This is a genomic window from Pseudonocardia parietis, from assembly GCF_017876315.1.
GTDB lineage: Bacteria > Actinomycetota > Actinomycetes > Mycobacteriales > Pseudonocardiaceae > Pseudonocardia > Pseudonocardia parietis.
The window spans coordinates 1844661-1871227 of record NZ_JAGINU010000001.1 but is presented as its reverse complement, the minus strand read 5'-3'; the positions used below and the strand labels follow the sequence as shown (position 1 = coordinate 1871227).

At 72.4% G+C, this 26567-nt stretch carries 19 protein-coding genes; 10 read left to right on the top strand and 9 right to left on the bottom strand.

The features are described 5' to 3' along the window. Positions 1-2 precede the first annotated feature (2 nt). Complete coding sequence (locus JOF36_RS08860) at positions 3-731, bottom strand: LuxR C-terminal-related transcriptional regulator (RefSeq protein WP_210026094.1); 729 nt, start codon at positions 729-731, stop codon at positions 3-5. A gap of 257 nt (positions 732-988) precedes the next feature. On the opposite strand from JOF36_RS08860, the gene JOF36_RS08855 reads away from it, so the two are divergent. Continuing rightward, positions 989-2485, top strand: a complete 1497-nt coding sequence (locus tag JOF36_RS08855) for a GAF domain-containing protein (protein ID WP_210035292.1) — start codon at positions 989-991, stop codon at positions 2483-2485. A 24-nt stretch (positions 2486-2509) separates the two neighbouring features. Here the strand turns inward: JOF36_RS08855 and JOF36_RS08850 are convergent, their stop codons facing one another. The 3 genes from JOF36_RS08850 to JOF36_RS08840 form a co-directional block, all read right to left on the bottom strand. Continuing rightward, positions 2510-6271 (bottom strand): ABC transporter ATP-binding protein, encoded by a 3762-nt coding sequence (locus JOF36_RS08850; protein ID WP_210026092.1) that lies wholly within the window; start codon positions 6269-6271, stop codon positions 2510-2512. A 121-nt stretch (positions 6272-6392) separates the two neighbouring features. Continuing rightward, positions 6393-7250 carry a hypothetical protein gene (locus JOF36_RS08845; protein ID WP_210026090.1) on the bottom strand — a complete coding sequence of 286 codons (858 nt, stop codon included), beginning with the start codon at positions 7248-7250 and terminating at the stop codon, positions 6393-6395. Continuing rightward, a complete protein-coding gene (locus JOF36_RS08840) occupies positions 7247-8170 on the bottom strand; it encodes an ATP-binding cassette domain-containing protein (protein ID WP_210026088.1) in 924 nt (307 codons plus the stop codon). Before JOF36_RS08840 ends, JOF36_RS08845 begins: the two co-directional genes overlap by 4 nt. Positions 8171-8436: 266 nt before the next feature. Here JOF36_RS08840 and JOF36_RS08835 point away from each other — a divergent pair, with 266 nt between their 5' ends. The 3 genes from JOF36_RS08835 (at position 8437) to katG (ending at position 12752) form a co-directional block, all read left to right on the top strand. Beyond that, complete coding sequence (locus tag JOF36_RS08835; RefSeq protein WP_307862281.1) at positions 8437-9996, top strand: long-chain-fatty-acid--CoA ligase; 1560 nt, start codon at positions 8437-8439, stop codon at positions 9994-9996. Between the two features lie 82 nt (positions 9997-10078). After that, positions 10079-10507 carry a Fur family transcriptional regulator gene (locus tag JOF36_RS08830; RefSeq protein ID WP_245351620.1) on the top strand — a complete coding sequence of 143 codons (429 nt, stop codon included), beginning with the start codon at positions 10079-10081 and terminating at the stop codon, positions 10505-10507. Continuing rightward, positions 10500-12752, top strand: a complete 2253-nt coding sequence (gene katG, locus JOF36_RS08825; protein WP_210026081.1) for a catalase/peroxidase HPI — start codon at positions 10500-10502, stop codon at positions 12750-12752. The genes JOF36_RS08830 and katG overlap by 8 nt, the downstream gene beginning before the upstream one ends. 375 nt (positions 12753-13127) lie before the next feature. Here katG and JOF36_RS08820 read toward each other — a convergent pair whose 3' ends face one another. From JOF36_RS08820 to JOF36_RS08805, 4 genes are all read right to left on the bottom strand, one after another. Next, the gene (locus tag JOF36_RS08820; protein ID WP_210026079.1) at positions 13128-13850 is read right to left on the bottom strand and encodes an alpha/beta fold hydrolase; all 723 of its coding nucleotides are present in this window, start codon (positions 13848-13850) and stop codon (positions 13128-13130) included. A gap of 61 nt (positions 13851-13911) precedes the next feature. Further along, a complete protein-coding gene (locus JOF36_RS08815) occupies positions 13912-14886 on the bottom strand; it encodes a universal stress protein (RefSeq protein ID WP_210026077.1) in 975 nt (324 codons plus the stop codon). Beyond that, entirely contained in the window at positions 14883-15806 is a 924-nt protein-coding gene (locus JOF36_RS08810; protein WP_210035291.1) for a slipin family protein, read from the bottom strand. Before JOF36_RS08810 ends, JOF36_RS08815 begins: the two co-directional genes overlap by 4 nt. 460 nt (positions 15807-16266) lie before the next feature. Then, positions 16267-16644: a DUF5997 family protein gene (locus tag JOF36_RS08805; protein ID WP_210026074.1), complete on the bottom strand. Its 378-nt coding sequence runs from the start codon at positions 16642-16644 to the stop codon at positions 16267-16269. 58 nt (positions 16645-16702) lie between these two features. Between JOF36_RS08805 and JOF36_RS08800 the strand changes: the two genes are divergently transcribed. Further along, positions 16703-17410, top strand: a complete 708-nt coding sequence (locus tag JOF36_RS08800) for a LysR substrate-binding domain-containing protein (protein WP_210026072.1) — start codon at positions 16703-16705, stop codon at positions 17408-17410. 71 nt (positions 17411-17481) lie between these two features. Here JOF36_RS08800 and JOF36_RS08795 read toward each other — a convergent pair whose 3' ends face one another. Further along, positions 17482-18438, bottom strand: a complete 957-nt coding sequence (locus tag JOF36_RS08795; protein ID WP_210026070.1) for an acyl-CoA desaturase — start codon at positions 18436-18438, stop codon at positions 17482-17484. Positions 18439-18558: 120 nt separating this feature from the next. On the opposite strand from JOF36_RS08795, the gene JOF36_RS08790 reads away from it, so the two are divergent. The 5 genes from JOF36_RS08790 (at position 18559) to JOF36_RS08770 (ending at position 26499) form a co-directional block, all read left to right on the top strand. After that, positions 18559-19587 carry an LLM class F420-dependent oxidoreductase gene (locus tag JOF36_RS08790; RefSeq protein ID WP_210026067.1) on the top strand — a complete coding sequence of 343 codons (1029 nt, stop codon included), beginning with the start codon at positions 18559-18561 and terminating at the stop codon, positions 19585-19587. A 44-nt stretch (positions 19588-19631) separates the two neighbouring features. After that, positions 19632-21272 carry a flavin-containing monooxygenase gene (locus JOF36_RS08785; RefSeq protein WP_210026065.1) on the top strand — a complete coding sequence of 547 codons (1641 nt, stop codon included), beginning with the start codon at positions 19632-19634 and terminating at the stop codon, positions 21270-21272. Between the two features lie 84 nt (positions 21273-21356). Further along, the gene (locus JOF36_RS08780; protein WP_210026064.1) at positions 21357-22205 is read left to right on the top strand and encodes a hypothetical protein; all 849 of its coding nucleotides are present in this window, start codon (positions 21357-21359) and stop codon (positions 22203-22205) included. A 210-nt stretch (positions 22206-22415) separates the two neighbouring features. Then, on the top strand, positions 22416-26240 hold the full coding sequence (locus tag JOF36_RS08775) for a multifunctional oxoglutarate decarboxylase/oxoglutarate dehydrogenase thiamine pyrophosphate-binding subunit/dihydrolipoyllysine-residue succinyltransferase subunit (RefSeq protein WP_245350729.1): 3825 nt from the start codon (positions 22416-22418) through the stop codon (positions 26238-26240). An 82-nt stretch (positions 26241-26322) separates the two neighbouring features. After that, complete coding sequence (locus JOF36_RS08770; RefSeq protein ID WP_010225846.1) at positions 26323-26499, top strand: DUF6104 family protein; 177 nt, start codon at positions 26323-26325, stop codon at positions 26497-26499. The last annotated feature ends 68 nt before the right edge of the window (positions 26500-26567 follow it).

Below are 26567 nucleotides of genomic sequence, written 5' to 3'. Positions count from 1 at the left end.
GGTCAGACGATGCCCTGGCGGGCGGCGGTGTAGACGATCTCGGTGCGGCGGCGGACCTCGAGCTTGTCGCGCAGGTTCCGCACGTGGAACTTCACGGTGGCCTCGGAGATCCGCAGCCGGGTACCGATCTCGCGGTTGCTCATCCCCACGGCGAGCAGCCGCAGCACCTGGTTCTCGCGGTCGGTGAGCAGCGAGGTCTTGCACAGGTCCGGGCCGGTGGACGGGGCCGGCTCGCGCAGCACCTGCAGCGGTCCGGCACCGGCGGTCCCGGGGTCGAAGACGCCCTCGCCACGCAGCACCGCGCGCACCGCACGCATGATCTCGGTCGTGTCGGCGCCCTTGCGCAGGTAGCCGTGCACACCGAGCCGGACGGTCCGCATCATCGAGTCACGGTCGCGGCAGCCGGTCAGCACCAGGATCTTGGTGCCGCGGCAGCGCTCCAGCAGCGCACGCACCAGGTCGAGTCCCGGGCGCTCGTCGCGCCCGAACTCGATGTCGACGACGATCACGTCGGGCCGGGCCCGCTCGGCGGCCATCAGCGCGTCCCGGGGGGAGGCGGCCTCACCGGCCGACGCGAGGTCCGGCTCCGCGGTCAGCAGCGCGCGCAGACCGTGCCGGACGACCGGCTCGGAATCCACGACCAGTACCCGGGCTGCTCGGCGGACGACGTCGGCACCATCGTGGCCGCGGGCGGGCAGATCGGTGGCCTCACGAACGGCTTCGAGCGTCATCGCTGTCCTCCGGGTGTATCCTCGCCGACCACCTCGCTGGCGGTCGGGGCCACCGTAGAGCGGGTTACGTTGCCCGCACGTTGCGCCCGCTGGGCGCGGTCGTCGACCGTCCCGGGATCTGGCGGGCTCGTGCGCCCCGATCCGCAGGTATGCTCGCGGATCCGGGTCATGGGGACGGCGACCCGGACCCGCTGCGGAGCGGGACCGTGAGTGACGAGGGCGCCCGGCCGGTGCCCGCGGCGGGAACGGGAGGCGGCATGCTCGGTCCGGACGGCGACGCGTCGGTCGACGAACTCGTCGCGGACGCGAACCGCCTGCGCCGCATCTACGACGACGATCTCGGCACCGGCGGGGCCACCCCCGGCCCGCGCCCGGTGGTCTCCGACTCGTGGCAGCGGAGCCTCGCCGCCCGCGTCGACCCGGAGAGCCGGCTGCCCCCGCTGGTCTACCGCGCGGACGAGCTGCGCGACGTCCGGGAGTGCCACCCGCTGCACTCGGTGATGCCGCTGCTGCGCAACACCCTGGTCAGCATCGCCGACGAGGCGATGCACGTGATGCTGGTGACCGACGCCGACGGCCACGTGCTCTGGCGGGACGGGGCGCACGGGCTGCTGACCTCCGCCGACGACGTCGGCCTGGCCGAGGGCACCCGCTGGACCGAGGACGCGATCGGCACCAACGCCATGGGAACCGCCCTCGCGCTCGACGAGCCGGTCCGCATCCACTCGGCCGAGCACCTGGTCCGCACCTATCACGACTGGACCTGCGTCGCCGCGCCCGTGCACGACCCCGACACCGGCGACACGATCGGCGCCATCGACATCTCCGGGCCCCTGCACACCGTGCACCCCGCGCTGGTCCAGCTGGTGACCACGACCGCGCAGCTCGCCGAGAACCAGCTGCGGGTACGCCTGGCGATCGCCGACGAACGGCTGCGGGTCCGGAACATGCCGCACCTCTCCGCGCTGCGCGGCGCGGAGGGCGCGCTGCTGTCCGCGACCGGCCGGGTGATCGCGAGCGAACCCTACGGCCGGTTCCCGGAGCGGATCCGGCTCGAGCAGGGCGCCGACCGGGTGCAGCTCGGCGACGGCCGGGAGATGGCCGTCGAGGCGCTGTCCGAGGGATACCTGCTGGTCCCGCCGTCGCGGCGGCGTGCAAGGGCTCTCACCGAGCGTCCGCCGCCGTCGCTGGCGCTGCGGTTCACCGGCGGCGCCGGTCCGCGGATCACCCTCGACGGGACCGAGGCCGCCGCGACGCTGCGGCCTGCCGAGATCCTCACGGCGCTGGCGCTGCACCCCGACGGGCTCTCCGGCGAGCAGCTCACGCTCCTGCTCTACGGCGAGGACGGCAACCCGACGACGGTCCGCGGCGAGATCCACCGGTTGCGCTCGTCGCTGGGCGCCGACCTGCTCCTGACCCGCCCGTACCGGCTCGCCGCCGAGCCGGACGCCGACTTCCTCCGGATGCGGGTCGCGCTGCGGCAGGGCCGGGCCGCGGACGCACTCGACGCCTGTCACGGCGAACTGCTGCCCCGCTCGGACGCCCCGGCGGTCCGGGAGCTGCGCGACGAGCTGGCCGTCGGGCTGCGGCACGCCGTGCGCGCCGCCGAGGACCCCGAACTGCTGCACCGGTTCACCGGGCATCCGCTGGGCGTCGACGACCTCGAGGCGCACGAGCGTCTGCTGGAGCTGCTCGACCGCGACGACCCACGCCGCGCCGCGGTCACCGCCCGGGCGGAGCGCCTGCTGGCCTGACCGCGGGGCGGCTCGGGACCGCCCTCACGACCGGGCGGCCAGCGGGCTGTCCGGCTCGGGTTCGAGCTCACCGGCCCGCCAGAGCGCGGCGTAACGGCCACCGGCGCGGACCAGCTCGTCGTGCGGGCCCTCCTCGACGATCCGCCCGCCCGCGAGCACGACGATGCGGTCCGAGCGGCGAGCGGTCTGCAGCCGGTGGGCGACGACGAAGGCCGTGCGCCGGGAGACAACCCGCTCCCCCGCCGCCAGCACGGTCTCCTCGGTCGCCGGGTCCAGCGCCGCCGTCGCCTCATCGAAGATCAGGACGTCCGGGTCGACCAGCTCGGCCCGGGCCAGCGCGATCAGCTGCCGCTGCCCCGCCGACAGTCCCTGACCGCGCTCACCGACCGGGGTGCGGAACCCGGCGGGCAGGGACTTCACCAGGTCGAACGCGCCGACCGCGCGGGCCGCCGCCTCGATCAGCTCGGGCGGCGCGTCGGGCCGGCCGTAGGCGATGTTGGTCGCCACGTCCCCGGTGAACAGGTGCGCCTCCTGCGGCACCACGCCGAGCCGGGAGCGGTACGCGGCGAGCGGATAGCGACGGACGTCGACGTCGTCCACCCGCACCTGTCCCTCGCCGGTGTCGTAGAACCGGGCCAGCAGCTTGATCAGCGTGGACTTGCCGGCCCCGGTCGCCCCGACGAGCGCGATGGTCTCGCCGGGCGCGACGCGCAGCGACACGTCGTCCAGCGCCGGGGTGCCGGTACCGGCGTACCGGAACGTGACGTGGTCCAGTTCCACGGCCCCGCGCAGCCGCTCCGGGACCGGGACCGGGTGCTCGGAACGATCGGGCACCGAGGTCGGTGTGCGCAGCAGCTCGGCGATCCGGTCCAGACCGACCCGGGCCTGCTGGTAGCCGTCGAAGACCTGGGACAGCTGCTGGACGGGCCCGAAGAACATCGTCAGGTACAGCAGGAACGCGGTCAGCACGCCTGCGGTGATCTCGCCGGAGAGGAGCATGGTCCCGCCGACGCCGAGCACCACGGCCGTCGCGGCGTCCGACAGGAACGCGACGAACGGGAAGTACAGGGCGATGTAGCGCTGCGCGCGCATCCGGGAGCGGCGATAGGCGTCCGAACGCTCGCCGAACCGGTCGTAGCTGATCTCCTCGCGGACGTAGGCCTGCGCGATGCGGACGCCGGTCACGTTCTCCTGCAGGTCGGCGTTGACCACGCCGACCCGCTCGCGCGCCTCGGCGTAGGCCCGCGAGGAGAAGCGGCGGAACACGACCGTGCCGATCGCGAGCAGTGGCAGCAGCCAGCCCAGCGCGTACACCGCGAGCTCGACGTCGGTCGCCACCAGCGCGACCGCGACACCACCGATGGTCAGCACACTGACCATCGCCTGCGCCAGCCCGGTCTGCAGGAACGTGGACAGCGCATCCACGTCGGTGGTCATCCGGGTCATGATCCGCCCGGAGAGCTCGCGCTCGTAGTAGTCGAGCCCGAGGCGTTGCAGGTGCGCGTAGCTGCGCAGGCGCAGCAGGTAGAGCAGGCTCTCCCCGGCTCGCGCCGTGACCAGCGTCTGGAATCCCACGACGACCGCGTCGGCCAGGACGATCAGCAACCCGACGAGTGCCGCGACGAGCAGCACCCGGGTCGAGCCCTCGGTGATGCCGGAGTCGACCGCGGCCCGGGCGATGCTCGGCAGCGCGAGCGTGGCGAGCGCGTCCGCGGTCATCAGTGCCATGCCGAGCACCAGCAGCGGGCGCACCGGGCGCAGCAGCGACGCCAGCCGGAACTCCGGGTCCGGCGCGGTCGGGTCGCCCTCGCCACGCAGCCGCGGCGACTCGGTCGCCGGGGCCAGCCGCGCGACCGAGTCCAGCAGCTCCGGCGTCGCGCTGACCCCGCCGGCCCAGCCCGCGGCGCCGCCGCCGGACTCGACGCCGAGGGCGCGGTCCGGTTCGTCGGCGCGCTCGACCTCCGGCCACAGCTCCGGCGTGGGGCCGGAGGCCCGCGCCGCCGCCACTCCGGGCGAGACCGCCTCGGTGGGAGCGGCCGGGGCGGAGCCGGCGCCCGCGGCCGGGCCGCCGAGCTCGTCCGCCGGACCGGTCGCCAGCAGTTCCCGGAAGAGCGCACACCGGCCGCGCAGCTCGTCCTCGGTGCCCAGGTCGACCACCCGGCCGCGGTCGAGCACCGCGATCCGGTCGGCCAGCGCCAGCGTCGACCGGCGGTGCGCGATCAGCAGCGTGGTCCGCTCGGCGGTCAGCTCGTGCAGCGTCTCGTGGATCGCCGCCTCGGTGGCGGTGTCGACCGCGGAGGTCGCGTCGTCGAGCACCAGCACCCGGGGCCGGGTGAGCATGGCGCGGGCCAGCGCGATCCGTTGCCGCTGCCCGCCGGACAGGGTCAGGCCGCGCTCGCCGACCGCGGTGTCGTACCCCTCGGGCAGGACCTCCACGAACGTGGCGACCTGCGCGGCCTCGGCGGCGGCGTGGATCTCGTCGTCGGTGGCGTCCGGCCGGCCGTAGGCGATGTTGTTCCGGATGGTGTCGGAGAACAGGAACGCCTCCTCGAACACCACCCCCAGCTCGGCGCGCAGGTCACGCAGCCGCAGCTCGCGCAGGTCGGTGCCACCGATCCGGAGCGCGCCCGACTGCGGGTCGTAGAAGCGGGGCAGCAGCAGCGCGACCGTCGACTTGCCCGAACCGGGCGGACCGACCAGCGCGAGCGTCTCGCCGGCTTCCACCCGCAGCGACAGCCCGTCCAGCACCGGGTCGGGCGCGGCGTTGCCGTCCGGGCCGGAACCGGCCGGTTCGTAGCCGAACCGGACGTCGTCCAGCTCGACGGCCGGCGGACCGTCGGGGAGCTCGCCCGGGTGCTGCGGGTCGACGACCTCCGGCTCGGCGTCGGTGATCTCGAACACCCGCTCCGCGGCGGCCCGGGTGAGCTGACCGGTGACGACCAGCGCGCCGATCAGCCGGGCCGGCCCGACGAGCATGCCGACGTAGACGGTGAACGCCAGGAAGGTGCCGAGGTCGATCGACCCCTGCACGGCCATGTACCCGCCGACACCGATCACCGCGACCTGACCGAGGCCGGGCAGCGCGAGCAGGGCCGGGTTCAGCCGGGCGGTCAGCCCGGCCGCACGCAGGCGCTCGCCGTAGAGCCGGTGTGCGCGGCGCTCCAGTACCCCGGTCTCCCGGGCCTCCTGGCCGAAGCCCTTCACCACCCGGACGCCGGTGACGGTCTCCTCGACCTGCTGGGCGATCTCGGCCGCCCGCTGCTGGGCCGACCAGGTCGCGGGGAACAGGGTGCGGCGGATCCGGTTCGTGGCCAGGAACGCCAGCGGCAGCGTGATCAGCGCGACCACGGTGAGCAGCGGGGAGAGCCACAGCATCGCCACCACCGCGACGACGACGAGCACGACCGTGCCCGCCGACAGCGGCACCATCGACAGGAACCCCTGGACGAGCTGCAGGTCGGAGATCGCCCGGGAGGCGACCTGGCCGGTGCGCAACCGGTCCTGGCGCACCCCGTCCATCCGCTGCACCGCGCCGAACACCGCCCGCCGCAGGTCGTGCTGGACGTTCAGCGCCATCAGGCCACCGAGGTAGCGGCGCACGAACGCACCGGCGAACTTCACCGCACCGAGCGCCAGCAGTCCGAGCACCACCGGTGTCAGGACGCCCGGGTCGCCACCGACGGCACCGTTCACCCCGGACCGGATCAGCAGCGGCCCGACCGCCTCCAGCCCGACCCCGGCCATCGACGCCAGCAGCGCACCGAGGGTGACCCGGCGGTGCTGCATACAGGCGTGGGCGAGGCGGCGGATCCAGCCGGGAGGGGACGGAACAGGAGGTCGGGGACGGGAGCCGGGTCGGGGGTGGGGCACACGATCAGGCTATGCCCGCCCACCGACAGGAACGGACTCAGGTGATGTCGCGCCGGCCACCGACGACCACGGCGAGTGCCACTCCGGCCACCGTCCACCCGGCCAGGACCAGCAGCGCGACCCAGCCCGGTGGGGGCGCACTCACCCCGGCGAGGAACTCCAGGACCGTCCGGACGTCCGCACCCGCACCGGCCGCACTGACCGGCGCCTCGTAGAGGGCGAGATCGCCGGCGTTGCCGGGCAGGAACGAGGTGAGCCGGGCGAACACCGAGGGGTCACCGAACGACGAGTCACCCGCCCGCAGCGCCCCGGCGATCAGGTTCTCCCCGACCAGCAGGTAGCCCACGGTCAGCGTGACCGCTCCGGCCTGGTTCGGCACCAGGGTCCCGACGGCGACGCCGAGCGCGCCCCACAGCGCACAGACCAGGACCCCGATCGCCCCCAGCCCGGCGAGCTGTCCCCAGCTCGGCAGTTGCTGGCCGCCGAGCACCGTGCCGCCCAGCAGCGGCCCCAGCAGCGCGACCACCAGGCCGTAGGCCCCGGCGACGACGGCGGCGACCACCAGCTTGGCGCCCAGCACCTGGCTCCGGGTCCCGGTCAGGAAGGCCGACGTGATCGTCCGGTGCCGGTACTCCCCGGCGGCGAGCAGCGCGCCGTAGGCGGCCCCGACGATCGCGGTCGTGCTCAGGGCCGAGGCGAGCCCGGTGAGCATCAGGATCGCCGAGGTCTCGGTCGCGGCCGGAACGAGCAGCGTGATCAGGCTGCCGAACAGGCTCATCGCCAGCGCCAGCAGTACCGCCGGGATCAGCAGCAGCCACCAGAGCCGCACCGAGAGCGTGCGCCGGACCTCCGCGGTCAGGACCGCGGCCCAGCGGTGCGGTGCACCGAGCCTCATGCCGCCTCCTCCCCTGCGAGCAGCCGCAGGAACATCTGCTCCAGGCCGACCCGCTCCTCACTCATCCCGTACACGGCGACGCCTGCCGTGAGCGCCAGGTCGCCGACCCGGACCGCGTCGGCCCCGGCGACGGCCAGCCAGCCGTCCTCGATCCGGTCGACCTCGGTGATCCCGTCGGCGACCAGCACCTCGGCCAGCCGCGCCGGGTCGGCAGGCCGGACCAGCACCCGGCCGCTGTGCCCGGCTCGCAGCTCGGACACCGCGCCGTCGAACCGGCACCGTCCACGGTCGATCACGACCAGGCGCCGGGCGGTCAGCTCCATCTCGGCGAGCTGGTGCGAGGACACGAGCACGCTGCGGCCGGACGCCGCGAAGGCGTTCACGAACGAGCGCAGCCAGGCGATGCCGTCCGGGTCGAGCCCGTTTCCGGGCTCGTCGAGGACCAGGATCCGTGGATCGCCCAGCAGCGCGGCGGCCAGTGCGAGCCGCTGGTTCATCCCGAGCGAGAACCCGCGGGCCCGCCGGTCGGCGACCGCGCCGAGCCCGACGAGTGCGAGTACCTCGTCGACCCGGGAGTCCGGGACGCCGATGGCCGCGGCGGCCGCCCGCAGGTGCGCGCGGGCGGTGCGCCTCGGATGCACCCCCTGCACCTCGAGGACGGCGCCGACCACCGTGCCGGGTGACTCCAGCTCCGCGAACGGCACGCCGTCGATCAACGCCCGCCCGGTCGTCGGGACCACCAGCCCGAGGATCATCCGCAGGGTCGTCGTCTTGCCCGACCCGTTCGGGCCGAGGAACCCGGTCACCGATCCCGGTTCGACGGTGAACGACAGGTCCTGTACCGCCTCCACCGGGCCGAACTTCTTGCCCAGGCCCTCGACGGTGATCCGCCCGGGGCCGGGCGGTGGCGTCTGCTGCACTCCAGGCCTCCCGCCGTGCTTCGAGCGGGACCCGCACCACGGGCGGCCGCTCTGCCTCGGCCCCGGGGCGGCGGCCCGGGTACCGCGTGCCGGGTCATCCTCACCCAGCGCCGGTGCGCCCCCGGAGCCAGGGTCGCCGGGGCCGCGGCAGATGCGGCCGGAGCAGTTGTCCACAGGCACGCGAACGCCTCTGGCGCGGACACCGCGAAACGGACAGGATGGCCTGCATCACACACGCTCAGCGCCGAGTCCCCTGGAGCGCCCCCGTGATCGACCCGAACAGCACCGTCTCCTCCCTGCTGCGCAAGCACGCCGCCGAACGCCCCGACGACGAGGCGATGCGCTTCGGCGACGTCCGCCGGACCTGGTCCGAACTGGACGAGCGGGTGCGCAGGCTGGCGGCGGCGCTGCGGGCGGAGGGCATCGGCCCCGGTGACCGGGTCGCGGTGCTGGACCTCAACCACCCGTCCTGTGTGGAACTGTCGCTGGCCTGCGCGTGGATCGGCGCGGCGAACGCGGTGGTCAACTTCCGGCTGGCGCCACCGGAGATCCTCTACGTGATCAACGACGCCCGGGCGCGGCTGTTGCTGGTCGGCCCGGAGTTCGCCGGGGCGGCCGCGCAGCTGCGGGAGAAGCTGGACACGGTGCGCCGGATCCTGCCGGTCGGCGGCGAGCAGGACGAGTACGAGGCGTTCCTGTCCGCGCACGAACCGGACGGGGACCCCTTCCCCGCCGAACGGGACGACTGCTTCGTCCAGCTCTACACCTCGGGCACCACCGGCTTCCCGAAGGGCGCGATGCTCACCCACGGCGCGATGCTGGCGCACGCCGCGCACGTCGCCACGGACTTCGAGCTGAGCCCGACCGACGTCGTCCAGGTGGCGATGCCGCTGTTCCACGTCGGAGGCACCAGCTACGCGTTCCTCGCGCTCGGCCAGGGCGCACGGATCGTGATGGCCCGCATGCCCGACCCGGCGGCGCTGCTGGACATGGTCGCCACCGAGGGCATCACGCACACGTTCTGGGTGCCTGCCCTGATGGGCGCGATGACCCAGGTCCCCGGTGCGCGGGAGAAGGACTACTCGTCGCTGCGGGCGATCTCCTACGGGGCCTCGCCGATGCCGCTGCCGGTGCTGCGAGCGTCGCTGGAGCTGTTCGGCCCGCGCCTGCACCAGGTGTACGGGATGACCGAGGCGTGCGGCGTGGTCACCTCGCTCGGCCCGGAGGACCACGCGGACCCGGCCGTCGCGCACCGGCTGGTCTCGGCCGGGAAGCCGATCACCGGCGTCGTCATCGAGATCCGCGATCCCGCCACCGGCGAGCGGCTCGGGGTCGACGAGCCCGGCGAGATCTGGGTGCAGACCGACCAGCTGATGAGCGGGTACTGGCAGAAGCCGGAGGCGACGGCGGCGGCGGTCACCGAGGACGGCTGGCTGCGCTCCGGGGACGGCGGGCACATCGACGCCGACGGCTACATCTACGTCACCGACCGGATCAAGGACATGATCGTCTCGGGCGGGGAGAACGTGTACCCCGCCGAGATCGAACGTGTGCTGGCCGAGCACCCGTCGGTGGGCGACGTGGCCGTCATCGGCGTACCCGACGAACGCTGGGGCGAGGTCCCGAAGGCCTGCGTCGTCGCGGCCGCGGGCGCCACCGTCGATCCGGAGGCCCTGCTCGCCCACGCCCGCCTGCACCTCGCGGCGTTCAAGTGCCCCAAGTCCGTCGACGTCCTGGATGAATTGCCGCGCAACCCGACCGGCAAGATCCTCAAGAAGGATCTGCGAGCGCCGTACTGGAAGGGGCGCGAGCGGAGCACCGTCTAAAAGTGAGACGCGCCGAAACTTGACTCGTTCCAGAAAAGGCGCCAGGCTTGCGCCCGTGTCGATCGCTGCGGACTACGAGGGCATGTTGCGCGGAGCAGTCCTGCGCGTGACGCGCCCCCGGCTGGCAGTGCTGCGCTCCGTGCACGATCACCCGCACTCGGACACGGACTCGATCATCCGTGCGGTGCGGGCGGATCTCGGGGAGGTCTCCCACCAGGCCGTCTACGACGTGCTGCGGGCCCTCACCCACGCGGGTCTGGTGCGGCGCATCCAGCCGACGGGTTCCGTCGCACGGTACGAGGCGCGGGTCGGGGACAACCACCATCACGTCGTCTGCCGGTCCTGCGGGGCCATCGCGGACGTCGACTGCGCCATCGGCGCCGCGCCCTGCCTCACCGCTTCCCACGGCAGCGGCTTCGTGATCGACGAGGCCGAGGTCGTCTACTGGGGGCGGTGCCCCGACTGCTCCACCTCCACCATCACTGATCCTGCAAGGAGACCCCGTGTCTGACGAGCACGTCACCGTCGAGAGCGAACTGAACAGGGAGGAGGACGGCGGCTGCCCGGTGCCCCACGGCCGGCGCGCGCACCCCACCGAGGGTGGCGGCAACACGGACTGGTGGCCGAACCAGCTCAACCTCAAGATCCTGCGTAAGCACACGGCGGCCGCCGACCCGATGGGTCAGGACTTCGACTACGCGAAGGAGTTCGCCACCGTCGACCTCGACGAGCTGGCGCGCGACGTCGACGCGGTCATCACCACCTCGCAGGACTGGTGGCCCGCCGACCACGGCAGCTACGCCGGGCTCTTCGTCCGGATGGCCTGGCACGGCGCGGGCACCTACCGGACCTTCGACGGCCGCGGCGGCGCGGGCGCGGGCATGCAGCGCTTCGCCCCGCTGAACAGCTGGCCGGACAACGGCAACCTGGACAAGGCCCGCCGTCTGCTGTGGCCGGTCAAGCAGAAGTGGGGCCGCAAGGTCTCCTGGGCCGACCTGATGGTCTTCACGGGCAACCGCGCGCTGGAGGTCTCGGGCTTCACGACCTTCGGCTTCGCCGGCGGGCGCGCCGACGTCTGGGAGCCGGACGAGGACGTCTACTGGGGTGCCGAGACGGAGTGGCTGGGCAACTCCGCGCGCTACGGCGGCGACACCGACATCTCGAACCGCGAGCTCGAGAAGCCGCTCGGCGCCTCGCACATGGGTCTGATCTACGTCAACCCGGAGGGCCCGGACGCCAGCGCCGACCCGATCGCCGCGGCCCGCGACATCCGCGAGACCTTCGCCCGGATGGCGATGAACGACGAGGAGACCCTCGCGCTGATCGCCGGTGGCCACACGCTCGGCAAGACCCACGGTGCGGCGAACCCGGACGAGAACGGCAACGTCGGCCCCGAGCCGGAGGCCGCCGACATCACCGAGCAGGGCCTCGGCTGGAAGCAGAACTTCGGTTCCGGCAAGGGCCGCGACACCATCACCTCCGGGCTCGAGGTCACCTGGACGCGCACGCCGAACCGGTGGAGCCACGACTTCTTCGAGATCCTGTTCGGCTACGAGTGGGAGCTCGAGAAGTCCCCGGCCGGCGCCTGGCAGTACGTCGCCAAGGACTCCGAGGCGATCATCCCGGACCCGGAGGAGGGGCAGCCGGCGCGTAAGCCGACCATGCTCACCACCGACCTGGCGCTGCGGTACGACCCGATCTACGAGCCGATCGCGCGGCGCTTCCTGGACAACCCGCAGGAGTTCCAGGACGCCTTCGCCCGCGCCTGGTACAAGCTGACCCACCGCGACATGGGCCCGATCCAGCGCTACCTCGGCCCGCTGGTGCCGCAGGAGGAGCTCATCTGGCAGGACCCGGTCCCGGCCGTGGACCACGAGCTGGTCTCCGCCGACGACGTCGCCTCGATCAAGGCGAAGGTGCTCGGGTCCGGCCTGTCGGTCTCCGAGCTGGTGTCGACGGCGTGGGCCGCGGCCTCGTCGTTCCGCATCAGCGACAAGCGGGGCGGCGCCAACGGCGGCCGCATCCGCCTGGAGCCGCAGCGCAGCTGGGGCGTCAACGACCCCGACTCGCTGGGCACGGTCGTCTCGAAGCTGGAGGCGCTCCAGTCCGAGATCAACGGCTCGCTCGGTGGCGGCAAGAAGATCTCCTTCGCCGACCTGGTGGTGCTCGCCGGCGCCGCGGGCGTCGAGAAGGCCGCGAAGGACGCCGGTCACGACATCACCGTGCCGTTCGCCCCGGGCCGTACCGACGCCACCCAGGAGCAGACCGACGTCGAGTCGTTCTCCCACCTGGAGCCGACGACCGACGGTTTCCGCAACGTCCTGGGCAAGGACAGCCGCATGCCGGCGGAGTACCTGCTCATCGACCGGTCGAACCTGCTCGGCCTCACGGCGCCGGAGATGACGGTGCTGGTCGGCGGCCTGCGGGTGCTGGGCGCGAACACCGGTGGCAACACCGCCGGCGTGCTCACCGACCAGCCGGGCACGCTGACCAACGACTTCTTCACCAACCTGCTCTCGATGGGCACCCGGTGGACGTCGGTCGCCGGCGACGCCAACGCGTTCGAGGGCGTCGACAGCGCCACCGGCGAGAAGAAGTGGACCGGCACCCGGGCGGACCTGGTGTTCGGCTCCAACTCCGAGCTGCGCGCGGTCGCCGAGGTCTACGCCAGCGCCGACGCGGGCGAGAAGTTCGTGCGCGACTTCGTCGCCGCGTGGGACAAGGTCATGGTGGCCGACCGGTACGACCTGGTCTGATCACCCTCTGACGAGCGCACGACGCCCGGGCCGGTTCACCGGCCCGGGCGTCGTCGTCTTCGCAGGTCAGGGCCTGACCGAGCAGGCCTGGCCGAGCTAGTCCGAACTCGTGACCGTCCAGGTGGACGTCCAGGAAGCCAAGACCGAGCTGGCTCGCTGGGAATGACGCCGACGCCGGCCCTCGACACCCACGCGTTGCTGTGGGCGCTGCTCGATCCGGACCGGATCCGCGACCCGGGAACGGCACTCGCCGTATCGGCGGCGAGCGCGTGGGAGATCGCGACGAAGCTCCGCCTCGGAAGCTCGACGGTGCGCAGGCCGTCGTCCACGGCTACGACGCGCACCTCTCCCTCCTGGGGGCCGACGAGCTCCCCATCACCTCGTCGGACGCACTGACCGCCGGAGCACCTCCGCGAGTCGCCGCGGCTCCGAGAACATCGGCCAGTGCCCGGTCGGCAGTTCCACGAACGACCACTCCGGGCCGCCCATCTCGGCGAACCCGGGGGCCCCGGCGTCGATCAGCGGGCGCACCTGCTCCGGGGTGAAGCTGCAGGCCACCACGGTCTTCGGCAACGTCGGGTCGGGCGTGCCGCGGCGGACCCCGGTCAGGACCGCGCCCGCGGGCTCGACCAGCGACCGGGCGTACACGTCGGCGAAGACGTCGTCGGTGAGGCCGGCCGTACTCGTGCCGAGCGCGTCGAACTCGGCGCGGGTCGGCATCGGCTGCCCGGATTCGTGCGCCTCGATCTCCGCCCGGGTGCGTTCCTGCACCTCGGGCGGGGTGAAGTCGATCTGGGCCACACCGTCGGGCAGCGGGCCGGTGTCGACGAACACGAGGCGGGCGACCCGTTCCCGGGCGCGCTCGGCGGCCGCGGCGCAGATCGGTCCACCACCGCTGTGCCCGACGAGCATCACGGGCTCACCGGCCGGCCCGATCGCGGCCAGCACGTCGTCCACATGGGACTCGGCGGTGTCGCCGGGCGCATGGCCGAGCTCGACCGCCGTCACCGCGTGTCCACGGGAGCGCAGGTCCGCGGCCACCGCGTCCCACGCCCACGCACCCAGCCAGAACCCGGGGACCAGCACGTACGTCGTCATGTGGACGACAGTACGGCCCGACCCGGACAGGTCCGGTCCTCATTGCGCGGTCGACGACCGCTCAGGCCGGGCGACGTCGATCCCGCCGTTCCTCCGCGGGCCCGAACCCGTCCGCACCGCGAACATGATCGGTGCTCGCCCGCCCGGCCCACCCGTTCCCGACGACGGCGAGGGGGCAGCGGGTGTGCTGCAGCACGGCCTGGCTCACCGAGCCGAGCAGCGTCCCCCGCAGGTGCCCGAGGCCCCGGGAGCCGACCACCGCCATCGCGGCACCCTCGGTCCGGGTGGCCAGTGCCTGTGCGGGTTCTCCCTGAGCCACCAGGGCGTGGACGGGCACGTCGGGGAAGTCGCCGTGCAGGTGGTCGAGCACCCGCTCGAGGGTCCGGCGGGCGAACGCCTCGGCCAGCACCGGCGACCCGCTGGCCCCTTCGAGGTCGGCCGGACGGTCCGGCGCCCAGGCGCGCACGGCCACCAGCGGGACGCCACGTTGCCGGGCAGCCCGGAACGCGAAGCCCACGGCCTCGCGCCCCGATGCGGTGTCGTCGACCCCGACCACGACACGCGGCGGTGACAGATCTCGATCGCCCCCGGCCGGGGCCGGCCGGACGACGACGACCGGGCACGGCGCGTGGGCGATGAGCCCGATGGACATCGACCTGGTCAGGAGCCCCCGCAGCCCGGGCCGGGTCCGGCTCCCGACGACGAGCAGCCCCGCTCCCGCCGCCGCGGCGAGCAGCGCGCGCACCGGCGGGCCCTGCACCTGCGTCGCGGACACCTCCAGATCGGACGCGACCGCGCGTGCCCGGGCCACCTCCGCGGCCAGGATCCCGTCGATCTCGGTCCGCAGCATGCGGATGCTCTCGGGCGACGGCACCGTCGGGCCGAGGCCGGCCGGCCAGGGCGGCCGGTGCGCGTGCACGATCCGGAGCGGGCACCCGCGTGCTGCGGCTTCCGAGCTCGCCCACTCGACCGCGTCCCGCGCCGTGCCGGCTCCGTCGACCGCCACGACGACGGCGCCCCGCCCCGCCCGACTCATCGCGGCGGCTCGGTCCGGACCGCCGTGGCCACGGACGCGATGATCTCCGATGGATCATGCCCGTTCGTCCCGGCCGGGACGGCGGGCGACTCCGGCTCCGGCTCGACGGGTGACGCCGGATCGGCAACGGCGCCACCCTCCTCCTTGACCGCCGGATCGGCAGGCGAGGCGGGGGTGGAGCGTTCCAGGAAGCGCAGGAGCTCGACCGGGAACGGCAGTACCAGGGTGGAGTTCCGCTCCGCGGCCACCTCGACGACCGTCTGCAGCAACCGCAGCTGCAGCGCGGCCGGGTGGCCTGCCATGACCTCGGCGGCCTCGGCCAGCTTCTCCGACGCCTGCAGCTCGCCCTCGGCGGTGATCACCCGGGAACGCCGTTCCCGTTCCGCCTCGGCCTGGCGCGACATCGACCGCTTCATCGTCTCCGGCAGCGCCACGTCCTTGATCTCGACACGGTCGATCTGCACACCCCAGCCGACGGCCGGACTGTCGATCATCAGTTCCAGGCCCTGGTTCAGCCGCTCGCGATTGGAGAGCAGGTCGTCCAGGTCGCTCTTGCCGATGATCGAACGCAGGGAGGCCTGGGCCACCTGCAGGATTGCCGCGCGGTAGTCCTGCACGTCCACCGCCACCCGGACCGGATCGACGACGCGGTAGTAGAGGACGGCGTCGACCCGGACGGTGACGTTGTCGCGGGTGATGCCGTCCTGGGCCGGGATCGGCTGGGTGATGATCTGCATGCTGACCTTGTGCAGCCGGTCGGCGACCGGGACGAGCATCGCCAGCCCGGGACCACGGGTCGCGGGCAGCACGCGCCCGAAGCGGAACACGACACCCCGCTCGTACTGCGTGACGATCCGGACGCTGGACCCGGCCAGCACGAGGATCATGACTGCGATCACTGCAACGACGGCGACGATCATGGCGCCCTCCGGCGCTCGTTCCGGGACCAGGCGGTCGCCCGGCTCCGGACGGTCGTTGCGAGCCGGGCAGTTTATATCGTAACGCGATACAAACGGCCGCGCCAGATGCTGCCGAATGCCGGTACCGGCACGGCCGGACGCCCGCGATCGCGGCACACGGCCGCTCCACTTATATCGTGTTACGATATAAATATTCCGCGTGGCGCCGATGGCACGCGGAGGAGGTGGATCATGCTCGACGACCGTGAGCGGGAGTCGCCCCGTGGCGTCTCACCGCACCGCACCCGTCACCACCACGACTCCCTCCGTTCGAGGGTGGTCGTCCTGACGCTGTGGGCCGTGCTGACCTCCGGCCCACATCTCCTGACCGGCCCCGAGGTCGCACTGCGCAAGGCGACCCGGCCCCGGAGTTCCGGGCCGGTCCCGATCCCGGCACCGGAGGAGGGCGGACCGCGCCGGATCAGGTCCCGGATTTCTCGCCCTTCAGCCGGGCGGCCTCGCGCTGGGCTTCGGCCCGCGTGCTCCGCTCGCGGCGCAGCCACCCCGGCTGCTCCTCCTTCAACGCCACGATCTGGTCGGTGGTCAGCGGCTCGGTGATCCCGGCGCGGGCCAGCCCGGAGATCGAGACCCCCAGCTTGTCCGCGACGACCGGGCGCGGGTGCGGCCCGTCACGGCGGAGCTCGCGCAGCCACACGGGCGGATCGGCCTGCAGGGCGTTGAGCTCGTCGCGCGAGACCACCCCGTCCTGGAACTCGGCGGGGGTGGCCTCGAGGTACACACCGAGCTTCTTCGCCGCCGTCGCGGGTTTCATCGTCTGGGAGTGCTTCTGCGACGTCATATCCGCAGGGTATCGAGGGGCGACCGACCCATCGGCCACCGGCGGATAACCTGAGCCGGTGACCGGACCCGACGACGCCGCCGCATCCTTCCGGCTCGGCTACGTCCCGGGCGTCACGCCCGGCAAATGGGCCCGGATCTGGGCCGAGCGCCTCCCCGGCGTCCCGCTGGAGCTGGTCACGGTGACCGCCGCCGAGGCGGAGGACGCGGTCCGGTCGGGCGCGGTGGACGCCGGTGTGGTCCGGCTGCCGATCGACCGGACCGGTCTGCACGCGATCCCGCTCTACACCGAGACCACCGTGGTCGTCGTCCCGAAGGACCACGTCGTCACCGCGGCCGACGAGATCACGGTCGACGACCTGGCCGACGAGCTCGTCCTCCATCCGGCCGACGGGACCGTCACCTGGACCGGGGACGGGCCGGGGACGGCGGCGACGGTCGTCCCCGCCACGACGGCCGAGGCGGTCGAGCTCGTCGCCGCGGGCGTCGGCCTGCTGGTCGTCCCGCAGTCGCTGGCCCGGCTCCACCACCGCAGGGACCTCACCTACCGGCCGCTGGCCGACGCCCCCGGGTCGGGCGTCGTCCTCACCTGGCCGGAGACCGGGACCACCGACCTGATGGAGCAGTTCATCGGGATCGTCCGCGGGCGCACGGTCAACAGCACCCGGACCCCTCCGCGGACGCAGGACCGGAGGCCGGCGACACCCGCCCCGTCGGCGAAGACCGCCCGCCGTCGTCCGGCCCGCCGCGGGAAGCCCCGCCGTTAGTCGCGACACCCGAGACACGACGAGGCCCCCGCACCGGATCGGTGCGGGGGCCTGTTCGTACGACGCGAGGATCAGGCTGCGGCAGCGGCCTGCTTCTTGGAGGCCAGCTTCTCCAGCCGGCGGGTGGTGGGCCAGCGGACGTTGGTCGCCCAGCCTGCCTTCTCGAAGCCGCGGATGACGACGGCCGAGAGGTCGACCTGGCCCTTCTTCACACCGTGCCGGGCGCAGGTCGGGTCGGCGTGGTGCAGGTTGTGCCAGGACTCACCGAAGGAGAGCACCGCCAGCCACCAGACGTTCGCGGACTTGTCCCGGGAGGCGAAGGGACGCTCGCCCCAGATGTGGCAGATCGAGTTGATCGACCAGGTGATGTGGTGCAGCACCGCGACGCGGACCAGGCCGGCCCAGAAGAACGCGGTGAACGCGCCCCACCAGGACATCGTGACGAGGCCGCCGATCAGCGCCGGGCCCACCAGGCTGACCACGACGATCAGCGGGAACGCCTTCTGCACCCGGTCCATGTCCTTGTCGGCGACCAGGTCCGGCGCGAAGCGCGCCATGTTGGTCAGGTCGCGGTCGAACAGCCACCCCATGTGCGAGTGCCAGAAGCCCTTGACCAGCGCCGTGGGGCCGTTGCCGTAGAGCCACGGCGAGTGCGGGTCGCCCTCCTTGTCGGAGAAGGCGTGGTGGCGGCGGTGGTCGCCGACCCAGTCGAGGACGCCGCCCTGCAGCGACATGCTGCCGGCGATCGCCAGCGCGATCCGCAGCGGACGCTTCGCCTTGAACGAACCGTGGGTGAAGTAGCGGTGGAAGCCGACCGTCACGCCCAGGCCGCTGATCATGTAGAAGACCGCGAACAGCGCCACGTCGACCCAGCCGAGCCCCCAGCCCCAGGCGAGCGGGACAGCGGCGGCGAGCGCCAGGGTCGGGAGGAGCACGAACACGCCCACCAGGAACATGCCGCCGGGCGGGCGCTGTCCGTCGATGATGGGGGCGGGTCCGCTGCGGGGGGGTGCGGCCTCGAGCGTCATGCCTCCATGAGACCCGCCGGGGCCCCGCACCGGCAGTGGCGCTACCCCCCCTATCCCGATTCGGGTTCAGCCGCCGCGCCGACTTGACTCGCGAGTAACTTAGGACTACTCACCCGGAGTGTGAAGCTCTCGACGATCCTTCCCTACGGCGACGACCCCATCCGCAACGCGGACGCGGTGACCGACATGGAGCGGGCCGGCCTGGACGTCGTCTGGGCCGCCGAGGCGTACAGCTTCGACGCCGTCTCCCTGCTCGGCTACCTCGCGGCCCGGACCGAGCGCCTCGAGATCGGCTCGGCGATCCTGCCGATCTACTCCCGCACCCCGACGCTGACCGCCATGACGGCGGCCGGCCTGGACGCGCTGTCCGGCGGACGGTTCAGCCTCGGCCTCGGCGCCTCCGGGCCGCAGGTCATCGAGGGCTTCCATGGGGTGCCCTACGACAAGCCGGTCGCCCGCACCCGCGAGATCATCGAGATCTGCCGCACGGTGTGGAAGCGCGAGGAGAAGCTGACCAACGACGGTCTGTACCCGATCCCGCTCCCCGGCGGCACCGGCCTCGGCAAGCCCCTGAAGATCATCAATCACCCGAAGCGGGCGGACATCCCGGTCTGGGTGGCCGCACTCGGCGAGAAGAACCTCGAGATGACCGCGGAGCTGGCGAACGGCTGGCTCCCGCACGTCGTGCTGCCGGAGAAGATCCGGGAGGTCTTCGGGCCCGCCCTGGACGCCGGTCTCGCCAAGCGCGCCCCGGAGCTCGGACCGCTGCAGATCACCGGCGGCGGGATCTGCGCGCTCGAGGAGGAGATGTTCGAGCCGGCCCGCCAGGCCGCCCGCGGCATGTACGCGCTCTACATCGGCGGCATGGGCGCGCGGGGGAAGAACTTCTACAACACCGTCTTCGCCAAGCAGGGCTACGCCGACGCCGCGAAGGTCGTCCAGGACCTCTACCTGGACGGGAAGAAGGAGGAGGCCATGGCCGCCCTCCCGGAGGACTTCATCGACAAGGTGTCCCTGATCGGCCCGGAGGGGCACGTCCGGGAGCGGATCGCGGCGTTGCGCGAGAACGGGATCACCCACCTTCACGTGAACCCGATGACCTCCGACGTGAACGGCACGTTCGAGAAGTTGAAGAGCTGGATCTCCTGACGGGTGCTTGCCGTGGCCCGCGCGGGCGTGGTGCTCTGGATCTCATGGTCGACATCGAGGTCGGGGACCGGGAGTTCGACGCCGTCGTGATCGGGGCCGGGTTCGCCGGGCTCTACATGCTGCACCGCCTGCGCGGGCTCGGGATGTCCGCGGTCGTGCTGGAACAGGCCGCGGGCGTCGGCGGGACGTGGTACTGGAACCGCTACCCGGGCGCCCGGTGCGACTCGGAGAGCTACTACTACTGCTACTCGTTCGACCGCGAGCTCGAGCAGGAGTGGACCTGGACCGAGCGCTACCCGCGCCAGCCGGAGATCAAGGCCTACCTCGACCACGTCGCGGACCGGTTCGACCTGCGCCGCGACATCCGCTTCTCGACCGAGGTGACCGGGGCCCGGGCCGACGCCGACGGCCGCGGCTGGACGGTCGAGACCGGCACCGGCACCGGCGTAACGCTGCACTGCCGGTTCCTGATCACCGCCGTCGGCTGCCTGTCCGCCGCGAACGTCCCGGACCTTCCCGGGCTGGAGACGTTCGCGGGCCGCTGGTTCCACACCGGCCGGTGGCCGCACGCGGGTGTGGACGTCACCGGCCGGCGGGTCGGTGTCGTGGGCACCGGATCGACCGGCATCCAGGCCGTTCCGGCGCTCGCCGAGGACACGGCGCACCTGACCGTCTTCCAGCGCACCGCGAACTACTCGATCCCGGCCCGCAACGGCCCGCTGACCGAGGCGCAGTCACGCGCCTACAAGGCCGACTACCGCCACATCCGCGAGGTCCAGGCGGCCTCGACGAACGGGCACCCGTTCGTCATCAACCAGCAGTCCGCGCTGGAGGCCGGGGAGCAGGAGCGCACCGACGCGTACCGCGCGGCGTGGGAGCGCGGCGGCCTGCGGTTCCGGGCGACCTACCGCGACCTGCTCGCCGACGAGGCCGCGAACGAGACCGCGTCGGAGTTCATCCGGGAACGGATCCGGGAGATCGTCCGGGACCCGGCGACCGCCGAGAAGCTCCTCCCCCGCGACCACGGGTTCGCCACCAAGCGCCCGCCGATCGACACGCACTACTTCGAGACCTACAACCGGGACGACGTCACGCTGGTCGACGTCCGGTCCGACCCGATCGAGGCCGTCGTCGCGGAGGGGCTGCGGCTGCGGTCGGGCGTCGTGCACGAGCTCGACGACCTGGTCTTCGCCACCGGGTTCGACGCGCTGACCGGCCCGTTGCTGCGGCTCGACCCGGCCGGTCCGGACGGTACGACACTGGGCGAGGCGTGGCGGGCGGGGCCACGGACCTACCTGGGCCTGGCGGTCTCCGGCTTCCCGAACCTCTTCACGATCACCGGCCCGTTCAGCCCCTCGGTGCTGACGAACATGCCGAGCTCGATCGAGCAGCACGTGGACTGGATCGCCGGCTGCCTGGAACACCTGCGCGACACCGGGGCCGACCGGATCGAGGCCGACCCCGAGGCGGAGCGCGCGTGGGGCGAGCACAACCGCGAGGCGGCGGACGCCACGCTGCTGCCGCGGGCGGCGACGTCGTGGTACCTCGGCGCGAACGTGCCGGGCAAGCCGAGCGTGTTCATGCCCTACGCCGGTGGCTTCGCCCGGTACGTCACCACCTGCACGGACGTCGCACGGGAGGGGTACCGCGGCTTCCACACGGACGGTCCGCGCGCCGCCGCGTGACCGTCCCGGCGGCGCCTCCTCCCACTGGGCCGTTCGGCGCAGTGACGGGGGGCCGCGTCACGGGTCGTATCCGCGATGTACAGAATGTGTGATGTCGTCCACGGTCACCGCGTCCGGGGCAATCCGCCCGGCAACGACGAGGAGGAGCAGGACTTGCTGGAGCTGGCCATCCGGACCTCCGACGAGCCGGTCTCCCCGGGGCAGTACCGGCACACGGCCACCCACGCCTGGTGGATGGGCACCTGGTTCGCCGGTGACGAGCTCTGCGTGCACTTCTCCGAGCACCTGCTGCAGCAGTGGACCCCGGCCGACCCCGCCGCGGACTGGCTGCTCGACCGGGAGCTGACCGGTCAGCTGCGCTGGCTCTGCGGTGACGGGGCACGCGCCGTCGACGACGGCTTCCTGATCGCCGACCAGTGGCCGACCGGGCGGTTCCGGGCCCCGCACGGTGACTTCTACGCCGAGCTGCACGGCCACCTGCCGGCCGCGAAGCCCGGCTCCTGGTCGAACCCGACCGAGGCGTTCCTGGCCACGCTGCCGACCGAGCCGGACGCGATGCTGGCGCGCCTGGTCGAGGAGAGCCCGCCCGGCCGCGGCTACACCGGCCCGTTCCAGAGCGCGGTGGACGCGCTGCGGACCTGCCGGGTCCCGGCCGACGTCCGTGCGGTGCTCTACACCGCGCTCCGCGAGCTGCCGGCGGTCGAGTTCGGCGAGACCACGAACCTCGACGGTGAGCTCCACCCGACCCTGGTCCACGACGACGGGCCGGTCCGCAGCGAGCTGCTGATCTCCCCGGTCGACGGCCAGTACGCCGGCGAGCGCGACACCGTCCGCCGCCCGGCCCGGGTCGGCCCGCCGGTCGGCACCGTCATCGCCGAGACCACCGTCCAGACCTCCGTGGTCGACGTACTGGGGTCACCGCCCGGCTTCTGAATCGTGTCGCGCGCCGCTCCGTATCAAATGATCACGAAACCGTCACGAAGTGGGACCCGGCGCACTGACACCACTCGCGCCGAGGGGACTAACCTGGTAGCCGGTCGCGACAAATCGAGCAGCTAACAAGGCGGTTGACGCAGAGTGTCATCGAGCAGTACCTCCCACCAGGCGAGCGGCTTCGGTCCTAACGAGTGGCTCGTCGAGGAGATGTACCAGCGCTTCCAGGAGGACCCGTCGGCCGTGGACCCGGCCTGGCACGAGTTCTTCGCCGACTACGGCAAGGACGGTGAGCAGCGCCCGACACCGGCCGATACCCCGGCCGACACCGGGGCCGCCGCCACCGCCGAGACCCCCGAGAAGGGCTCCGTGCCCACGAAGAGCTCCGGCGGGGTCACCAGCGGGTCCGCCACCGAGGACGACGAGGGCTCCGACGTCTCGTCCTCGCCGTCCCAGAAGGCGGTCGAGAACGGCGGCACCGCGTCGGGCAGGTCGTCCGGTTCGGCGCAGGACGTGCCGCCGCCGGTGAAGCCGAGGGCCGAGCCGCCACCCGCCGAGGAGAAGCTGCGCACCGCGAGCGCGCCCTCGTCGAACGGGAGCGCGAAGCCTGCCGCCGGCAGCGCCTCGAAGGCCGCCAAGCCGTCGCAGGACGGGGATGGCTCGACCACCACCCCGCTGCGTGGCGCCGCCAACGCCATCGCCAAGAACATGACCGCGTCGCTCGAGCTGCCGACGGCGACCAGTGTCCGTGCGGTCCCGGCCAAGCTGCTGGCCGACAACCGGATCGTCATAAACAACCACCTCAAGCGGACCCGCGGCGGGAAGCTCTCGTTCACCCACCTGATCGGCTACGCGCTGGTCAAGGCGCTGGCCGACTTCCCGAACATGAACCGCCACTTCGCGGACTCCGACGGGAAGTCGCAGGTCGTCACGCCCCAGCACGTCAACCTCGGCCTGGCGATGGACATGCCGGGCAAGGACGGCGGCCGGACGCTCATCGTCGTGTCGATCAAGGGCTGCGAGAACATGTCGTTCTCCCAGTTCTGGGCCGCCTACGAGGGCATCGTCCGCAAGGCCCGCGGCGGCAAGCTGACCGCCGAGGACTTCTCCGGCACCACGATCAGCCTGACCAACCCGGGAACGCTGGGCACCAACCACTCGGTGCCGCGGCTGACCGTCGGCCAGGGCGCGATCATCGGCGTCGGCGCGATGGAGTACCCGGCCGCGTTCCAGGGCGCGTCCGAGGAGCGGCTGGCCGAGCTCGGCATCAGCAAGATCATCACGCTGACGTCCACCTACGACCACCGGATCATCCAGGGCGCCGAGTCCGGCGACTTCCTGCGCCGGGTGCACCACCTGCTGCTCGGTGAGGACGGCTTCTACGACGACGTCTTCGCGTCGCTGCGGGTGCCGTACGAGCCGATCCGCTGGGTGCAGGACTTCCCCGAGGGCGAGGTCGACAAGACCGCCCGGGTGCTCGAGCTCATCGAGTCCTACCGGACCCGCGGGCACCTGATGGCCGACACCGACCCGCTGAACTACCGCCAGCGGCGCCACCCGGACCTCGACGTCCTCTCGCACGGCCTGACCCTGTGGGACCTCGACCGCGATTTCGCCGTCGGCGGCTTCGGCGGCCAGAGCCACATGAAGCTGCGCGACGTGCTCGGCCTGCTGCGCGCGTCCTACTGCCGGACCATCGGCACCGAGTACATGCACATCGCGGACCCCGAGCAGCGCAAGTGGCTCGAGGAGCGCATGGAGGTCCCGCACGTCAAGCCGGACCAGAGCGAGCAGAAGTACATCCTGTCCCGGCTGAACGCCGCCGAGGCGTTCGAGACGTTCCTGCAGACCAAGTACGTCGGGCAGAAGCGGTTCTCGCTGGAGGGCGGGGAGACCGTCATCCCGCTGCTTGACGCAGTCCTGGACAAGGCCGCCGAGCGCGAGCTCGACGAGGTCGTCATCGGCATGCCGCACCGCGGCCGGCTGAACGTGCTGGCCAACATCGTCGGCAAGCCGATCAGCCAGATCTTCCGCGAGTTCGAGGGCAACCTCGACCCGGGCCAGGCGCACGGCTCCGGCGACGTGAAGTACCACCTCGGCGCCGAGGGCAAGTACTTCCGGATGTTCGGCGACGGCGAGACCGCGGTGTCGCTGACCGCGAACCCGTCGCACCTGGAGGCCGTGGACCCGGTGCTCGAGGGCATCGTCCGTGCCAAGCAGGACATCCTCGACAAGGGCGACGGCGCCTTCACCGTCCTGCCGGTCCTGATGCACGGTGACGCCGCGTTCGCCGGCCAGGGTGTGGTGGCCGAGACGCTGAACCTGGCACTGCTGCGCGGTTACCGTACCGGCGGCACCGTGCACGTCGTGGTCAACAACCAGGTCGGGTTCACCACCGCGCCGGAGCACTCGCGCTCCTCGCAGTACTGCACCGACGTCGCGAAGATGATCGGCGCGCCGGTCTTCCACGTGAACGGCGACGACCCGGAGGCCTGCGTCTGGGTGGCCAAGCTGGCGGTCGAGTACCGCGAGCGGTGGAACAACGACGTCGTGATCGACATGATCTGCTACCGGCGCCGGGGCCACAACGAGGGCGACGACCCGTCGATGACCCAGCCGTCGATGTACGACATCATCGATGCCAAGCGCAGCGTCCGGAAGATCTACACCGAGTCGCTGATCGGCCGGGGCGACATCACGATGGGCGAGGCCGAGCAGGCGCTCAAGGACTTCTCGAACCAGCTCGAGCACGTCTTCAACGAGGTGCGCGAGCTCGAGAAGACCCCGCCGGTGATCTCGCCGTCGATCGAGGACGTGCAGAAGGTCCCGAGCAATCTCGACACCTCGATCCCGCTGGAGGTCGTGCACCGGGTCGGTGACGTGCACGAGGCGCTCCCCGAGGGCTTCGGGGTGCACAAGCGCGTCGAGCCGGTGCTGAAGAAGCGTTACAAGATGTCGCGCGAGGGCGACATCGACTGGGCCTTCGCCGAGCTGCTCGCCCTGGGTTCGCTGGCCATGGACGGCCGCCTGATCCGGCTCTCCGGCCAGGACACGCGCCGCGGCACCTTCGTGCAGCGGCACTCGGTGCTGCTCGACCGCACGACCGGCGCGGAGTACTTCCCGCTGCGCAACCTGGCCGAGGGGCAGGGCCGGTTCCTGGCCTACGACTCGGCGCTGTCGGAGTTCGCGGCGGTCGGCTTCGAGTACGGCTACTCGGTCGCCCACCCCGGGGCGCTCGTCGTGTGGGAGGGCCAGTTCGGCGACTTCGTCAACGGCGCCCAGCCGATCATCGACGAGTTCATCTCGTCCGGTGAGGCGAAGTGGGGCCAGCTCTCCGACGTCGCGCTGCTGCTGCCGCACGGCCTCGAGGGCCAGGGTCCCGACCACAGCTCCGGTCGCATCGAGCGGTTCCTGCAGCTGTGCGCCGAGGGATCGATGACGGTCGCGCTGCCGTCCGAGCCGGCGAACTACTTCCACCTGCTGCGCCAGCACACCCTCGACGGGGTGCGCCGGCCGCTGGTGGTGTTCACGCCGAAGTGGATGCTGCGCGCCAAGCAGGTCGTCAACCAGCTGTCCGACTTCACCGACGGCCGGTTCCGCCCGGTCATCGACGACCCGGAGCACCGCGAGAAGAGCAGCCCGGTCACGGACGTGAAGCGGGTGCTGTTCTGCTCCGGCAAGATCTACTGGGAGCTCGCCGCGGCACGGGACAAGCGCCGCAAGAACGGCGACACCTCGGTGGACGACACCGCCATCGTCCGCGTCGAGCGCCTGTACCCGATGCCGATCGAGGAGATCACCGAGGCCCTCGAGCGCTACCCGGAGGCCGACGACATCCGCTGGGTCCAGGAGGAGCCCGCCAACCAGGGCTCGTGGCCGTACTACGGCCTGGAACTGCCCCAGAAGCTCCCGCAGCTGCAGGGGAAGTTCACCCGGGTGTCCCGGCGGCGGATGGCGGCCCCGGCCGCCGGCTCGTCGAAGGTGCACGAGGTCGAGCAGGCCGAGCTGATCGACAAGGCGTTCGCGACGTCCTGATCGTCTGCTGACACGCCCGGCGGCCGGGCGCGGGAGACCCCGCGCCCGGCCGCCGCTGTCACCGGGGCACTAACCTGACGACGTGTACTTCACCGACCGCGGCATCGAGGAGCTCGTCGACCGGCGCGGCGACGAGCAGGTCAGCGTCGAGTGGCTCGCCGACCGGCTGCGGGCGTTCGTCGACCTGAACCCGCAGTTCGAGACGGCCGTCGAGCGGCTCTCCAGCTTCCTCGCCCGCGACGACGCCGACGACGACTGACAGGACGCCCCGCACCCGTCGAGATGCGGCTCAGGGCGAATTGTCGATCATTCGCCGACCCTGAGCCG

Excerpts from the sequence above, each read along its gene's own strand:
- JOF36_RS08860 (WP_210026094.1), bottom strand. The coding sequence starts at position 731 with ATGACGCTCGAAGCCGTTCGTGAGGCCACCGATCTGCCCGCCCGCGGC.
- JOF36_RS08855 (WP_210035292.1), top strand. The coding sequence starts at position 989 with ATGCTCGGTCCGGACGGCGACGCGTCGGTCGACGAACTCGTCGCGGAC.
- JOF36_RS08850 (WP_210026092.1), bottom strand. The coding sequence starts at position 6,271 with ATGCAGCACCGCCGGGTCACCCTCGGTGCGCTGCTGGCGTCGATGGCC.
- JOF36_RS08845 (WP_210026090.1), bottom strand. The coding sequence starts at position 7,250 with ATGAGGCTCGGTGCACCGCACCGCTGGGCCGCGGTCCTGACCGCGGAG.
- JOF36_RS08830 (WP_245351620.1), top strand. The coding sequence starts at position 10,079 with ATGTTGCGCGGAGCAGTCCTGCGCGTGACGCGCCCCCGGCTGGCAGTG.
- JOF36_RS08820 (WP_210026079.1), bottom strand. The coding sequence starts at position 13,850 with ATGACGACGTACGTGCTGGTCCCCGGGTTCTGGCTGGGTGCGTGGGCG.
- JOF36_RS08815 (WP_210026077.1), bottom strand. The coding sequence starts at position 14,886 with ATGAGTCGGGCGGGGCGGGGCGCCGTCGTCGTGGCGGTCGACGGAGCC.
- JOF36_RS08810 (WP_210035291.1), bottom strand. The coding sequence starts at position 15,806 with ATGATCGTCGCCGTCGTTGCAGTGATCGCAGTCATGATCCTCGTGCTG.
- JOF36_RS08805 (WP_210026074.1), bottom strand. The coding sequence starts at position 16,644 with ATGACGTCGCAGAAGCACTCCCAGACGATGAAACCCGCGACGGCGGCG.
- JOF36_RS08795 (WP_210026070.1), bottom strand. The coding sequence starts at position 18,438 with ATGACGCTCGAGGCCGCACCCCCCCGCAGCGGACCCGCCCCCATCATC.
- JOF36_RS08785 (WP_210026065.1), top strand. The coding sequence starts at position 19,632 with ATGGTCGACATCGAGGTCGGGGACCGGGAGTTCGACGCCGTCGTGATC.
- JOF36_RS08780 (WP_210026064.1), top strand. The coding sequence starts at position 21,357 with ATGTGTGATGTCGTCCACGGTCACCGCGTCCGGGGCAATCCGCCCGGC.
- JOF36_RS08775 (WP_245350729.1), top strand. The coding sequence starts at position 22,416 with ATGTACCAGCGCTTCCAGGAGGACCCGTCGGCCGTGGACCCGGCCTGG.